Below are 13,860 nucleotides of genomic sequence, written 5' to 3' on the forward strand. Positions count from 1 at the left end.
CGGTCCGGCTTGCTGTAGGTTTGGCGGAGGCTGGAATGCTGCCCTCCCTTGTTGCTAGAGGTTTTTCACGTAACCGGCGTCGATCAGGAGCCGGTTGAAGCGTCGGGCTTCCGCGCCGCCCTTGCAAGCATAGAACACGCCCTTGCAGCGCAGCATGATGCTCTTCTGCTCCGAAAAGGAGGGATCGAGCGGGATGCCGGCGGCCTCCTGGACCACCAGCGGCAGATAGGCCGCGTCGACGGTCTCCATCACCGCAGGGCTCTTGACCGGTTCGAAGTTGATGGCATCGATCGCATAATAGGTGGTGAAATAGCGTGGATCGTAACTCTCGAATTTCTTGCCGGCGGCGGTCTCGTCAATCCCGGGATCGAGAACGTGCGACGAGAATTCGGGCTGATGGTCGCCATAGCGCACGATCAGGAATGGCTGCGCCGGGAATTTCTTCTTCAAGCCGGCGACGAACGCCGAATAGTCGTTGGCGCTCATGGTCTGCCGCCGCACATATTCATCGACCGCGGGCGCGTTGCCGGGCTTCGACCAGGATGGCGTCAGGTCCGCACGAAACGGCGTCTCCCATGGGAAATGATTGGCGGCGAGATAGACGAAAATGAACTGCGGGTTCAATGCTGCGTTCTGCGACAGCAGGTTCAGCGCCTTGTCATAGAAGAAGCTGTCGGGCTCGATGCCCTTGGCGCCGAGATCGCGTGCATCGTAGAATTTCTGGATGCCGGTGGTGGTGTGGAAGCCGCGGGCGCTCATGAACGCGCCGTGGGCGGGATAGAGCGAGGTCGTGCTGTAACCGCAGCGGCGCAGCGCCAGCGGCAAGCCGCGCTCGACGCGACCCGCTGCGATGCGGGTCACGAAGTAGGAAAAGCGGCCGAACGAGCGCGACGAAAGCCCGGCCAGCACATTGTATTCGGTGAACCAGCTCGCCCCGCCGCTGCTTTCGGCCACAAACTTGCGCGCCTTGCCGTCGAAGGAGTCGAAATGGCTGCCGTAGCCCGCCGGAACCTTGACGCCCTGTGCCTGGCGAATGTCGAAGCTCGACTCATCATGGACCATGATGATGTGCGGCCGCCGCCCCGCCGGGGCGCATGAATCCACCAGCGGCAGCTTGAGGCGACCGGCGGCGACGGCATCGGACTCCATGAAGCCGTAGTTGACGAAATCCGAGACCGCGGTAACTCCGGAACGGGCGAATTTGGACAGATAGCCGTCGGGATAGTAGCCGCGCCAGGCATCGTCCGGCCAGGCAAAGGCGTATCCGGTGAGCGCGGCAAGGCAGGCGAGCATTCCCGCCAGCGCCGGCAACCGGCGAATCCGGAACGGATCGAGCCACCACAGCGCATACATCAGCGGGATCGTCACAAGGCCCGCCGAGATCACCGACCAGCGCAGGTTAGGAAAGATCGTAAACAGGAATGCCGCACTGTCGCGATCGATCACCATCAGATCGACGAAGTTCGCGGTCATTTGCACCACGTCGTGCTTGAGGCGCGACAGCAGCACCAGCACCACCACCAGAGTCAGCGACAGCGCGCCCGACAGCGCGGGCCGGCGCAGCAGGGCGATGAGCAGCAAGTTCAGGATGCCCCACGACAGCGCGAAGCACAGGCGCGAGCCGAAATCGGCCTCGGTCTGCAGCATGATCGCCAGCGCGGCCATATGCGGTGCGGCGACGGCCAACAGCCGCCAAATGCCGATCGCGGCAATGCCGGCGGTAACCGCAGCGGTGGCAGAGGAACCTGGGTTTGGCGCGGGCGCCATGGGCGGGACGCAACACTACCCGGCACAATGCAAATGCCTTGGCTGGCGACGGCCAGGAGACGCACGACGCAGCCGGAACCTGGATCGTGTCATGAAAACGTAGTGTAAACGTCATGAACACGCAATGAATTTGCCGTTGCGACACAAAGCTTTAGTGAATCGTCGGCCTCGCCACTGACTTCAGGCCAGCTCCTACCAAAGGCGGAGGACCGTCACGGGCGAAACCTGATTTTCGTGACTTTTTGGTCAGATATCAGACAGACAACCGTTTCTGGACGGCGGTATTTTTGGGCATGCCGAGGACCAGAGCTGATCCAGAGCTATTGCCGATCCACCGTCCGCGCTGCCCTGACTGCCAAACGCGGATGCTGACGGTTGCCGTGTCGGCGGGACCGGAAGGTTTCGAGCATCGAAATTATCAATGCCCGAAGTGTGCCCCATGCCGAAACCAGGATCGAGGCGATCGACCCGTTGGATACGACGGCCGTGGATGGGACAGTTCGCGAGCCGGGACGGTTGCCCCCGCAGGAAGCCGCGCCAGGCCCGGTCTTCGATAATCCGACCAAGACCCAGCCGAAGCGTTAGATCCATGGCCAGACCGATCAAGAATCCCCGCCCCAAGCTCGATCTCGAAACCGAAGCGCTGGCCGCGCTTGAAGCAGCCCGCACCATGGCCCCCGGCCCGGAGCGCACCGAAGCGATGAAACGCGCCGGCATTCTGCAAAACGCCGTGGACATACAGGGCATGCTGTTTGCGAAGCGGGGCCGGCCACCGAAGACCTGAGCCAAGCCAGACCGTCAGCCACGGAAAACGTCAGCCCGCCCCGAAGAAAAACAGGATCGCGAAGAATATCGAGACGGCGATCACGACGGTCCACGCCGAGGCGCCCGCGACCCGGATCGCGATCTCCGTCAAGCTCAGGTCTTCGTCAAACCGGCGGCCGGACATTGGTCGTCAGCCGCGCAACGGCTTCCGATTTCAGCGGGTCGGCAACCGTCATGGTCTCGATCGCGTTGCATTTCGGGCATTCGAAAGTCCGCTCCTCCGACCCGTCAGGCAGAGGCGCTAATCGGGCCAGCATCATCCGGGTGAGGCACCTGCCGCAGCACGGCCGTTCGATCGAGGAAAGGGGGACGTCCGGCACTTTGGACATGATCCTTCCTTCATGCATATCTCCGCCGGCTGAGTTTGATAGGGCCCTGCTCGTCCCGGCGCGCCAAGCGGCATCCTAAAGGGAGGTTCCCGAGCCCGTTGTAATCCTGTCCGGATCGTTCGCCGAATGAGCTCGGGCGTCTGTCCGCTATCCGACATAGTGGGATTATTTCCTTACTATGTCCGGTAGTTGACGTACCGTCCGGCAATTATCGGGTATCCCGCGAAGGCACCGATAGCTGAGAGTAGTTCGCGCTCCCGCTTGTCAGCAGGGAGCGCATTTCATGAACAATCAATTGCTCAGCTTTTTCCCGCCGTCCGACATGAAACTTCTCGGTCCGCATTTGAAGGCCGCACAATTCGACCAGCACCGGGTGTTGTTCGAGGCGGACCAGCGAATCCGCCATGTCTACTTTCCGACCAGCGCCGTGGTGTCGCTCGTGATCACGCTTTCGACCGGCGAAATGGTCGAAGCGGCCATGATCGGCAAGGACGGTGTGGTGGGTGCTTCCGCAGCGCTTGACGGGAAGATCGCGGTGAGCCGCGGCGTCATTCAGCTCAGCGGTGAAATTGTCGTATGCGACATCGAAGCCCTGAAATCGGTCGCCATGCAAAGCCCGAAACTGCTTGCTCTGCTCATGCGGCACGAACAAACGGTCTACGCCCAGGCCCAGCAATCCGCGGCATGTTTTGCCACGCACCAGGTGGAAGGGCGGTTCTGCCGCTGGTTGCTGCGCGCGAGAGATTTGTCCGATAGTGACTACCTGCCGTTCACGCAGGAATATCTCGGTGAGATGCTGGGTGTCAGACGAACGAGTGTGACCGCGGTGGCCAGGACATTGCAGGAGACGGGTCTGATCAAATATGCCCGCGGCAAGATCCAGATCGTGGATGCAGTAGCACTGCAGGCGAGTGCCTGCGAATGCTACGGTTCGGTCAAGACGCATTACGAAAGGCTGCTCGGGCCTCTCAAGAAGTAACCGGCGGACTGATGCGTTGCGGATGCCGCTCTATTGGTTGCATGGCTTCAGCGTCTTGACCGCGGTTTCCGCCTCGGCTCGCGTTTTGTAGATCGTGTCGCTGGCCACCGTGATGTTGGGTGTGTCGGTGCGAGGGGTCTTGTCGACCACCGTGCAGGTCTTCGTCAGCGAGTTCAGAACGATGTAGAATGCGGGGCCGTTTCGCGCCGGCTGGGCGAGACCGGCACCGTTCAGGGTCAGCACGAAGACAGCGCAGAACAGGCTTCGTTTCATGGCAGCCTCCGTTAGCCGCTTCCCAAGCGAACAAGGCTCAGGACGAGCACCAGCAGAATCGCGCCGATAAGCCCGCCAAAGAAGATCCACTTCCTCAGCGGCGTATTGAGGATCACCTCGGCGCCCCGCGCCTTGTCGGCGGGATAGGCTTCTTTTGGCGGTGGTGCGGGTTGCGCAGAACCTTCTCTGACCACGGGCGTCCTCCCGGTTCAGGATGCAGTCTTTAAATTGTGCAGCAGCGAACGGTGGCGGAACGCCTTGCCGCGCCTTGTCAACGCCCGGCGAGATTGCCGGTTCCGGCTTGCTGCGTGACGTGCGGCGGAAAGCTCCTCAAACGCATCAAGCGGATTTGCTGGGAACTTTGGCGATACCTTCGATGAAGAGGTCTAGGATAGCTTCCGCGGTTCGCTCGGCATCCGCGCCGGCGACGCCCCAGCGCGGAAAATGACCGTCGATATTCATCCGGGCGAAGCCATAGACCAGCGCCCGGCCGGCGATCTGCACCTGTTTCAGGTCCGCCGAGCGCAATTGCCCCTGTGCAAACGCCTCCGCCAGCGTGCGTTCGGCAAGGTCGATCAGTTCGGCATTGTCCTGCGAGACGCCGGCCGTCTTGTCATGATCAAAAAAACGGCGGCTGGAAATGATCTCGAAATGGGTCGGGTTCTTCATCGCCCAGCGCAGGTAAGCAAGCCCCAGGCAGCGGAACCGGCCCAAAGGATTGTTGGCCGGTGCCTCGGCCAGCGCCGCTTCGATCTCGGCCCGGAACCTGCGCTGCGCCTCCTCGGCGACCGCGTTCATCAGGGCGTCGCGGCTGGGAAAATGCCGGAACGGCGCCCCCGGCGACACCCCGGCGCGGCGGGCGGCCTCGCGGACACTGACCGCGTCAGGACCGCCCTCGCCGACCAGTTGCAGCGCGGCGTCGATCAGGACCCGGCGCAGATCGCCATGATGATAGGGCTTTGGCGCCGGCGCGCGCGCCGCGGGGCGGCGCGGCCTAGCCGGCAGTTTGGCGGACGGAGGCTTGGCCGAGGAACGCATCGTCTCTCCTAACATCACCCCCTTGTGAATGTAAGCATCGATTACACGGATTGACGATGCGTGACGCGCATATGTAACTGGTGATTACATTTACTTGCAGGGGAGCGCGCGATGTCGGAAAGTCGTCAAAACTGGTTCGAAGGCTGGCGGCTGTTGGCCGTGCTGGGGCTGACCCTGCTCGCGCTTAGCGTCTGGATCGCCGGCATGCGGCAATTCGAGGTCGATGGCGTGCGCATGGTGATCCGCTTCACGGCGCGGACCTCACTGCTGCTCTTTTGTCTCGCCTTCAGCGCCGCCGCGCTGGCGCGGCTCTGGCCCAATGCCTGGACGCGATGGCAGCGCCGCAACCGCCGTTACCTCGGCGTGACCTTCGCTGCCTCGCACGGCATTCATGCGATTGCGATCGCCGCCTTCGCAATGATGGATCCCGCGGGCTATGCGGCCGCGACCTCGCCCGCCTCCTACATTTTCGGTGGCATCGGCTATGCCGTCATCATCGCGATGACGGCAACGTCATTCGATCGGTCAGCCAAGGCCCTCGGCGCGAGCGCCTGGCGCAGGCTGCATCTGATCGGCGGTTATTATCTGCTGTTTCAGTTCGCGGTCTCGTTCGGCAAGCGAATTCCCGACATGCCGCTATACGCGCTATTCCTGATCCCGCTGCTGGCGGTGTTTGCCTTGCGGATGATCAGCATGGCCGCAGCGCGAACGCCGCGCACGGTGCAGGCGGGATGACGGCCGCACCGCCTGCGCGCTTGTACGGCGATATCAGATCAGATGAAACGTGCGGCCCAATCGGCGATGAATCGTGATCACGGCGCGATCGACGTCGCTGATCAGGCTGTCGCCGAGCGCGACGCTCGGGATTTCCCAGTTGCGGCCGCCGCGGACGCCCGGCACCGGTTGAAGACCGGTGATGCGCGCCGTTTCGCATCCCGGTTGATCGCCAAGCGCCTCGTTGACGAGTTCGGTCAGTTCCGCGTTGGTCTTGCCGATTGATTCTGTCACCGCGTCGTCATGCCTGCGGCGTCAGGCCGAGGCGCCTGGCGATGATCTTGTCGACGGTACGCTTGGGCAGCAGCGCCGCCGCCAGCACCTGAAGCGGATCGGGCACGATCGAATAGCGGACCTTGGGATTTGGCAGCGTCAGCGCGTCGAAGATCTTCGCGGCGATTTTCTCCGCGGGCAATCCGATCGAACCAAGCTGCAGCAAGTAGGCGCGGACCTTCTGCAGCGACGGAAAGAACGGCGAGTTCGTGTAACCGGATATGTCGACTTCCTCGGCCTTGCTCCAGATCGGCGTTTTTACCGCGCCGGGCGCGATGATGATGACGTCGATCCCGAACAGCATCAATTCGCGGCGCAGGCTCTCCGACAGTCCCTCGATCGCGTGCTTGGAGGCGGCATAGGCCGACGTCATCGGGGCGCCATTTTTCCCCGAGACCGAGGAGATCATGACGACGCGCCCCTTTGGTCCCTTCAGTGCCGGATCGGCGCCGAGCAGCGGGCCGAACGCCTGCGTCGCGATAACCGGCCCGATCACATTGACCTCCATCTGGCGGCGGAATTCGTCGGCCGCGAGTTCAAGCACGGGACCCGCCACCGCGATGCCGGCATTGTTGACGAGGCCCGCGAGCGTTTCGCCATTCAATTGGGTGCGCACCTCGCGCGCGGCGGCCAGCACCGCGGCCTCGTCGGTGACGTCGAACCGAAGCGGCGCGAAATTGTCGCCGAACTCAGCCCTGAGGCGGTCCGCGTCGGCCTGCTTGCGCACACTGCCGAACACGCGAAAGCCACGATCGAGCAGCAGTTTCGCGGCAGCCCAGCCGATCCCGGTGGATGCACCGGTAATGACGACGGATCTCATGATTGTCTCCCCTCCGTGAGGCGGGGTTGATGTAATCCGGATCGAGAGAAGTGCAATGCGCGGCGGCGGCGGCCAAAATTCCCGTCACGCCGGGGTGCGTGCGCTCCGTTCTTGCAGGAGGGGTTGAGGAACGCAGTCCGGCAGCGTTAACAGAATTCATCGTGAAAAAATCCTTAGCGCCGCGCGCGCATGGACCGCCTGCTCGACGGCGGACCAGGGCTTGATGGCCTGTTGTCGGAGCGCTTCGCCTGCGCGTTTTTCCGCAGAGGCCTGGGGAGGATAGCCGCCGGTGAAAACACCGGAAACGGCGCAAATCATGCGGATGTCGGCGGTTAGGCGCTGATCACGGCGCAATATAACGGCATGCAGCGTCGCGTGCGTGGTAAAGCAATCAGGAATGCAAAGCGGACAATGTTCTGCGGCGAATTCGCGACAATGGTTGCGAATTTCGCAATTGCCTGTTTTCAGCGCTGTCGTTCCGCATTTCTACGGGCTTTCGCCTTAACGCTCGCGAAAGACCGCGCTCGCCATTGTGCGTGCTGAAGTTGAAACAACAAACAGGCCGCCACAATGGCGCAACAGCCGGCTCACTCGATTATCGCCGAACTCGAAGATGCCGTAAGGGGTGGATCGCCAGCCCGGCGCGTCGAAACCCTGCGTCAGGTCACCGATCTCTTCCTCAATGACGGCGAACGCCTCAGCGAAGACCAGGTCAAGGTGTTTGACGACGTGCTCTGCCTCTTGATCGCTCGCGTCGAGACACGGGCGAGAACCGAGCTCAGCAAGCGGCTGGCACCGCTCGACTATGCGCCGTTCGAGGTCATTCAATACCTCGCATGGGACGATGAAATCGCGGTCGCTGGCGAGGTGCTCACCCATTCCAGCCGCATCAGCGTCGAAGCGCTGGTCGAGATCGCCAGCAGCAAGGGGCAGGACCATCTGCTCGCAATTTCGGCGCGCGACAATTTGCCGGAGGCTGTCACCGACGTGATCGTCGATCGCGGCCAAACCAAGGTCATTCGCAGGCTGGCGAAGAACGCAACCGCGCGGTTCTCCGAAGCCGGCTATTCCGGCATGGTGGCCCATTCCGAATCTGACGACGAACTGGTCGAGATCCTCGGCCTGCGCCTCGATCTTCCCGTCAAGTTCCTGCGCGACCTGCTGCGCCGCGCCAAGGACGCCGTTCGCACCCGGCTGTTGGCCCTTGCGCCCCCCGCGCTCCAGGAAGAGATCCGGCGGGTGATCGAAGACATCGTGCGCGAGGGACCTCCGTCCGGACGCGACTTTCGCGTGGCCGAAGAACTGGTCAGGCTGATGATGGAATTGAAAGAGCTGGACGACGCGGCGGTCTATGGTTTCGCCGAGAGCAAAAAATTCGACGAGGTCATGGTCTCGCTCGCGGTCCTCAACGACGTGCCGGCCGAAATGATGGCCCGCTTGATCGAAGGGCCCCGCTCCGACCTCATCCTGATTCCCTGCCGGTCAGCCCGGCTGAACTGGCCGACGGTCGAGAGCATCCTGCGCAACCGCCCGGTGAAGCTGAAGATCGACGATCAGACGCTGGCCGTTGCCGAGCGGGACTACAGGAAACTGTCGATGGAAACCGCCCAGCGCACCGTGCGCTTCTGGCAGTTGCACAACCGGATCGAGAAGCAGCCGCACGATGCCCAATCTGGTGCGGCGCGTGCCCGAGGCGACGCCGGTCTGTAGGGTGGGCAAAGGCGCTCTTGCGCCGTGCCCACCATCTAAACCGAAATCCTAATGGTGGGTACGCTTCGCTTTGCCCACCCTACGATCCCATGAATGAAAAAGGGCCGCGCAATGCGCGGCCCGATTCCATTCCGATCCAACAGATCGATCAGTTCTTCGTCTTGTCGACCAGCGCGCCCTTCTTGATCCACGGCATCATGTCGCGGAGCTTGGCGCCGACTTCCTCGATCGGATGCTCGGCGAGCTTGGCGCGGGTGGCCTTGAACGAGGTCTGGTTGACCTTGTTCTCCAGCATCCAGTCGCGGGCGAACTTGCCGCCCTGGATGTCGGCCAGCACGCGCTTCATCTCGGCCTTGGTTTCGGCGGTCACGATGCGCGGGCCGGTGACGTATTCGCCGTATTCGGCGGTGTTGGAGATCGAGTAGTTCATGTTGGCGATGCCGCCTTCATAGATCAGGTCGACGATCAGCTTCACTTCGTGCAGGCACTCGAAATAGGCCATCTCCGGCGCGTAGCCGGCTTCCACCAGCGTCTCGTAGCCGCCCTTGATCAGTTCGACCAGGCCGCCGCAGAGCACCACCTGCTCACCGAACAAATCGGTCTCGCACTCTTCCTTGAACGTGGTCTCGATGATGCCGGCGCGGCCGCCGCCGATCGCCGAGGCGTAGCTGAGGCCGAGGTCATGGGCATTGCCGGAAACGTCCTTTGAAATCGCGATCAGGCAGGGCACGCCGCCGCCGCGCTGATATTCCGAGCGCACGGTATGGCCGGGGCCCTTCGGCGCGATCATCAGCACGTCGAGATCGGCGCGCGGGTCGAGCAGGTTGAAATGCACGTTGAGGCCGTGCGCGAACACCAGCGCCGCACCCTTCTTCATGTTGTCGTGCAGATGCTCGCGGTAGATGTCGCCCTGCAGTTCGTCGGGGGTGAGCATCATGACGAGGTCGGCCCATTTGGCGGCTTCGGCGACTTCCATCACCTTGAAGCCAGCGGCCTCCGCCTTCTTGGCCGAAGCCGAGCCCTTGCGCAGCGCAATGGCGACTTCCTTGACGCCGGAATCCTTCAAGTTCAGCGCATGGGCGTGGCCCTGGCTGCCGTAGCCGACGATGACGACTTTCTTGCCCTTGATCAGGTTCAGGTCGGCATCACGATCGTAGTAAACTCGCATAGTCGTTTCCTCATCGGTGGCCAGAATGGGCCGGTTAATCAGGCATTTGGGTTAAGATGGAGCGCCGGTCGCCCGCGAATTTCCGGCGTTGTCTAGAGCATTTTCCGCTTCAGGGGAAACCCGTTTCTGCATGGCGCGGTGCGGCATCATGCGTCCATGAAGACCGGGTAGAGCGAGGCCAGCAGCAGCAACGCCATCACGATATTGAAGGCCCGCACGGCCCTCGGCGAGGTCAGGACCGGCCGCAGCGCGCTGCCGAACAGGGCCCAGGCGGTGCACGAAAGCACCCCCAGCAACAGGCTCAGGACGACCTGGATCGCGATGTTCCAGGGATAGGCCGCGATCGCCGCATAGGCCGTGATGGTGCCGATCACCATGACCCAGCCCTTGGCGTTGACCCATTGGAACATGGCCGCGCCCCAGAAGGTCATCGGCCCGCGGCGGTTGTCCTGGTCGGCCGAAACCGGACCGGACATCGCGATCGCGGCGGCAAGATAGATCAGGTAAACGACGCCGGCATATTTCAGGATCGTCTGCAGCACCGGATAGGCGATGAAAATGGTGCCAAGGCCAAGCCCGACCGCGCCGACCATGAAGGCAAAGCCGACCGTGATCCCGGCGATATGCGGGATGGTCGGGCGGAACCCGTAAGTCAGCCCCGAGGAAAGCAGCATGATGTTGTTCGGGCCCGGCGTGAAGAACATCACGGTGGCGAACAGCACGAAGGCGATCAGCAGCGAATGTGACATGGTGGCCTCACGCGATCTTTGGCAGAACTGTTTTTGATGAGGTTTGCGAACGTTTCGCCAAAAGCATGATGGCGATGCCGCCGACCACGGTGATCATGCCGGCAAGCCGCAGCGGCCCAAAGGTTTCGCCGAACACGACACTGGAAGCGGCGGATCCCACGAACGGCACCAGCAGCGCGAACGGCACCACCTGTGCTGCGGGATAATCGCGCAGCAGCCGGCCCCACAGCCAGTAGGCGACGCTGGTGGAGATCAAGCCGAGCGCCAGCACGCAGACGAGTCCGGTCAGCGACATGTGCGAGAGCGCCTGCCAGGTCGGCTGCGGTCCGTTGCTGACCAGCGTCAGCGCGGACAGCGGAATGGCGGCGGCGAGGCACAGCCACGCGAACAGGTCGAACATCCGCACATCCTGCGCCCGCCGCAGCAGTAGATTGCCGGCCGCAAAGCTGAGCGGCGAGATCATCAGAATGGCGAACGCCGCGATGCTGAAATCATAGCCGACGGTGCCGCAGATCATCAAAAGACCAAGCGTGGCGATCGCGATGCCGATGGTCTGCGTGCGTGACGGCAGTTCGCTGAACAGCAGCGCCGCAAAGCCGATGGTGAACAGCGCCTGGCTTTGCACGATCACGCTGGACAAGCCGACCGGCACGCCATCGGCGATGGCAAACGCCTGGGACAGGAACTGGCCGAGAAACAGCGTAAAACTGATCGCGATCAACAATGGCCAGGACACATCGGGCTTCTTCACGAACAGGCACGGCAGTGCGGCGATCGCAAAGCGCAGCGTCGTCATCAGCTCCGGCGAAAATTCGTTGAGCGCGATCCGGCTTGCGACAAAGGCAAGCCCCCAGATCACCGCTACCAGGACGGCGATGCAGACATCAGCCGGTTTCATTTTTTCTAGCTCTGTTGGTGGTCCGGCTTCGGTTTGCGTAAAAGATAAGTGCCGTGCAGCGGCGCGTGGTAATCGACCGATTCCAGCGTGAAGCCAACATCGGTCAGCATGCGTTCGATCACCCAGCCGAAGGTCGAATATTCATCGCGCATATGGGTGACCACGCTCTCGCGCTCGAAATCGTGGTTCTTGATCGAGAAATCCGCCCACGCCTCGACGTCGCGATCGACGCCGTCGGGCATGCTGACAAAGACGATGTCGCGCAGGTAGAAATTCGCGCCGGGCTTCAGCGCGGCATGGATCCGCGCCAGCGCCACCGCCTTCCAGAAATCCGGCAGATGATGCAGCGTGAACTCGCTGACGATCAGGTCGTAGGAATTCGGCTGGTAGGCGAAGCTCAACATGCCCGCCGGCTGGGTGCGGACCGCGACCTTGCGGTCGCGCGCCTGGATGTTGGCGAGCGCCAGCATTGCCGGCGAGATGTCGATGGCATCGACCTCGGCGCCCATCAGCGCCGCTTCGACGGCCAATACGCCGTTGCCGCAGCCGATATCGGCCACCCGCCAGCCGCTTTGGACGCCAAGCATGGTCAGCGCCGCGCGGGCGCGGATGTCGCTGTCGTCATGCCGGTCGTAGATCGAGGCGACCGCGGAATCGAGCCCGAGTTGCCGCCGTTGATTGTAATACCAGTCGCGCGCCAGCATGGTTCACATCCCCTCAGGCCCGCGTCCGATCGCGGCAACGCCGGTGCGCGACACTTCGACAAGGCCGATCGGTCGCATCAGGTCGATGAATTGACTGACCTTGGCGGAATTGCCGGTGATCTCGAACACGAAGCTTTCGGTGGTCGCGTCGATCACGCGGGCGCGGAACGCGTCAGCCAGCCGCAGCGCCTCGACGCGGTTGTCGCCGCCGCCGCGCACCTTGACCATGGCGAGCTCGCGCTCGATCGAGCGGCCGGTCAGCGTCATGTCGACGACGCGATAGACCGGAACCATGCGGTCGAGCTGGTGCTTGATCTGCTCGATCACCATCGGCGTGCCCGTCGTGACAATGGTGATGCGGGAGAGATGTTTCTGGCTCTCGGTCTCGGAGACGGTGAGGCTTTCGATGTTGTAGCCGCGGCCGGAGAACAGCCCGATCACGCGCGCGAGCACGCCCGGCTCGTTCTGCACGAGCACCGAGAGCGTGTGCGACTCGGTCGGATCGTGGCGCTCTTCGAGGAAGTAGGCGGATGCGGGCTGGTTCATTGTCGTTCCCAAATCTTGGCTACGCCAGTGCCTTGGCGGCGGTGACATTTTCGTTGCGGGCGACCCATTTCCAGAACAGATCGAAATCGATATTGCCGCCGGACAGGATCAGCCCGACCCGCTTGCCGCGGAGCTTCGGTTTCTCCTGCAGGGCTGCAGCAAGCGCGGCAGCGCCGGCGCCCTCGGCGAGATTGTGGGTATCGGTCCAGTAGGCCCGCACCGCATCGGCAATTTCGTCGTCGGTCACCTGCACGATGTGCGAGGCGCCGTCGCGAATGATCGCCAGCGCCTCGGCGTCGGGGACGCGGGTCGCCATGCCGTCAGCCAGCGTGTTGCTGCTGTTGGTCTTCACAATAGTGCCGGCCGCGAACGACAGCGCATAGGACGGCGCCTCCGTCGACTGCACGCCGACGATGTCAGTCTTTAGCCCGAGCAGATCACGGGCCAGGATGCAGCCGCAGATGCCGGAGCCCTGCCCGATCGGCACATAGAGCACATCGATATCATCAGCAGCGCGCAGCAATTCCAGCGCGTAGGTGGCAACGCCCATCACGAGGTCGCGGTGGAACGACGGCACCAGCTCGAGGCCCTCGCGTTCGGCGTGACGCTCGCATTCCTCGCGGGCCGACTGAAAATCCTCGCCATGCTCGACGAGGTTGGCGCCGAGAGCGCGCATCGACTGGTTTTTCTCGAGCGAATTGCCATGCGGCACATAGATCGTCGCCGGCACGCCGAAACGGCGCGCGGCGAAGGCGAGACTCTGGCCGTGATTGCCGCGGGTCGCCGAGATAATTCCTGAAGTCTGCGCCCGCTCGCGCTGCAGCCGCTCGACATAGACCAGCCCGCCCCGCACCTTGAAGGCGCCGATCGGGGTGTGGTTCTCGTGCTTGACGACCACGTCAGCCCCGAGCCGCTGCGCCAGCAGCGGCCACGCATGCGCCGGCGTCGGCGGCATCGCTGCCCCGACGATCCTGTGCGCGCGCTCGAGTTGCCCCAGATCAAACATC

17 protein-coding genes are annotated in these 13,860 nt (G+C 62.9%); 4 read left to right on the plus strand and 13 right to left on the minus strand.

What is annotated here, in order from left to right:
* Positions 1-54: 54 nt before the first annotated feature.
* On the minus strand, positions 55-1,767 hold the full coding sequence (locus JQ609_RS02405) for a sulfatase-like hydrolase/transferase (protein WP_212271887.1): 1,713 nt from the start codon (positions 1,765-1,767) through the stop codon (positions 55-57).
* 589 nt (positions 1,768-2,356) lie between these two features.
* Between JQ609_RS02405 and JQ609_RS02410 the strand changes: the two genes are divergently transcribed.
* Positions 2,357-2,551 (plus strand): hypothetical protein, encoded by a 195-nt coding sequence (locus tag JQ609_RS02410; RefSeq protein WP_212271888.1) that lies wholly within the window; start codon positions 2,357-2,359, stop codon positions 2,549-2,551.
* A 145-nt stretch (positions 2,552-2,696) separates the two neighbouring features.
* Here JQ609_RS02410 and JQ609_RS02415 read toward each other — a convergent pair whose 3' ends face one another.
* Positions 2,697-2,921, minus strand: coding sequence for a response regulator (locus JQ609_RS02415; protein WP_212271889.1), 225 nt, complete (start codon positions 2,919-2,921; stop codon positions 2,697-2,699).
* 283 nt (positions 2,922-3,204) lie between these two features.
* On the opposite strand from JQ609_RS02415, the gene JQ609_RS02420 reads away from it, so the two are divergent.
* Positions 3,205-3,900 (plus strand): Crp/Fnr family transcriptional regulator, encoded by a 696-nt coding sequence (locus JQ609_RS02420; RefSeq protein ID WP_212271890.1) that lies wholly within the window; start codon positions 3,205-3,207, stop codon positions 3,898-3,900.
* Between the two features lie 30 nt (positions 3,901-3,930).
* Here JQ609_RS02420 and JQ609_RS02425 read toward each other — a convergent pair whose 3' ends face one another.
* The 3 genes from JQ609_RS02425 to JQ609_RS02435 form a co-directional block, all read right to left on the minus strand.
* Complete coding sequence (locus JQ609_RS02425) at positions 3,931-4,173, minus strand: hypothetical protein (RefSeq protein ID WP_212271891.1); 243 nt, start codon at positions 4,171-4,173, stop codon at positions 3,931-3,933.
* Positions 4,174-4,184: 11 nt separating this feature from the next.
* Positions 4,185-4,367 carry a hypothetical protein gene (locus JQ609_RS02430; RefSeq protein ID WP_212271892.1) on the minus strand — a complete coding sequence of 61 codons (183 nt, stop codon included), beginning with the start codon at positions 4,365-4,367 and terminating at the stop codon, positions 4,185-4,187.
* Positions 4,368-4,512: 145 nt separating this feature from the next.
* Positions 4,513-5,211 carry a TetR/AcrR family transcriptional regulator gene (locus tag JQ609_RS02435; protein ID WP_212206996.1) on the minus strand — a complete coding sequence of 233 codons (699 nt, stop codon included), beginning with the start codon at positions 5,209-5,211 and terminating at the stop codon, positions 4,513-4,515.
* Between the two features lie 111 nt (positions 5,212-5,322).
* On the opposite strand from JQ609_RS02435, the gene JQ609_RS02440 reads away from it, so the two are divergent.
* Complete coding sequence (locus tag JQ609_RS02440) at positions 5,323-5,946, plus strand: ferric reductase-like transmembrane domain-containing protein (RefSeq protein ID WP_212271893.1); 624 nt, start codon at positions 5,323-5,325, stop codon at positions 5,944-5,946.
* Positions 5,947-5,979: 33 nt separating this feature from the next.
* Here JQ609_RS02440 and JQ609_RS02445 read toward each other — a convergent pair whose 3' ends face one another.
* Both JQ609_RS02445 and JQ609_RS02450 read right to left on the minus strand, forming a co-directional pair.
* Positions 5,980-6,219, minus strand: coding sequence for a hypothetical protein (locus JQ609_RS02445; RefSeq protein WP_212271894.1), 240 nt, complete (start codon positions 6,217-6,219; stop codon positions 5,980-5,982).
* Between the two features lie 7 nt (positions 6,220-6,226).
* The gene (locus JQ609_RS02450; protein ID WP_212271895.1) at positions 6,227-7,078 is read right to left on the minus strand and encodes an SDR family oxidoreductase; all 852 of its coding nucleotides are present in this window, start codon (positions 7,076-7,078) and stop codon (positions 6,227-6,229) included.
* A 570-nt stretch (positions 7,079-7,648) separates the two neighbouring features.
* Between JQ609_RS02450 and JQ609_RS02455 the strand changes: the two genes are divergently transcribed.
* On the plus strand, positions 7,649-8,788 hold the full coding sequence (locus tag JQ609_RS02455; protein WP_212271896.1) for a DUF2336 domain-containing protein: 1,140 nt from the start codon (positions 7,649-7,651) through the stop codon (positions 8,786-8,788).
* Between the two features lie 148 nt (positions 8,789-8,936).
* Here the strand turns inward: JQ609_RS02455 and ilvC are convergent, their stop codons facing one another.
* From ilvC to JQ609_RS02485, 6 genes are all read right to left on the minus strand, one after another.
* The gene (ilvC, locus tag JQ609_RS02460; protein ID WP_192737974.1) at positions 8,937-9,956 is read right to left on the minus strand and encodes a ketol-acid reductoisomerase; all 1,020 of its coding nucleotides are present in this window, start codon (positions 9,954-9,956) and stop codon (positions 8,937-8,939) included.
* Between the two features lie 146 nt (positions 9,957-10,102).
* Positions 10,103-10,705, minus strand: coding sequence for a LysE family translocator (locus tag JQ609_RS02465; RefSeq protein WP_212206991.1), 603 nt, complete (start codon positions 10,703-10,705; stop codon positions 10,103-10,105).
* Between the two features lie 7 nt (positions 10,706-10,712).
* On the minus strand, positions 10,713-11,603 hold the full coding sequence (locus JQ609_RS02470) for an EamA family transporter (RefSeq protein ID WP_212271897.1): 891 nt from the start codon (positions 11,601-11,603) through the stop codon (positions 10,713-10,715).
* Positions 11,604-11,608: 5 nt separating this feature from the next.
* Positions 11,609-12,307: a class I SAM-dependent methyltransferase gene (locus tag JQ609_RS02475; RefSeq protein ID WP_212206989.1), complete on the minus strand. Its 699-nt coding sequence runs from the start codon at positions 12,305-12,307 to the stop codon at positions 11,609-11,611.
* A 3-nt stretch (positions 12,308-12,310) separates the two neighbouring features.
* Positions 12,311-12,853, minus strand: coding sequence for an acetolactate synthase small subunit (ilvN, locus tag JQ609_RS02480; RefSeq protein ID WP_192737977.1), 543 nt, complete (start codon positions 12,851-12,853; stop codon positions 12,311-12,313).
* A 19-nt stretch (positions 12,854-12,872) separates the two neighbouring features.
* On the minus strand, positions 12,873-13,859 hold the full coding sequence (locus JQ609_RS02485) for a threonine dehydratase (protein ID WP_212271898.1): 987 nt from the start codon (positions 13,857-13,859) through the stop codon (positions 12,873-12,875).
* Position 13,860 lies beyond the last annotated feature (1 nt).

The sequence above is a fragment of the Bradyrhizobium sp. AUGA SZCCT0169 genome (assembly GCF_018130085.1).
Classification (GTDB): Bacteria; Pseudomonadota; Alphaproteobacteria; order Rhizobiales; family Xanthobacteraceae; genus Bradyrhizobium.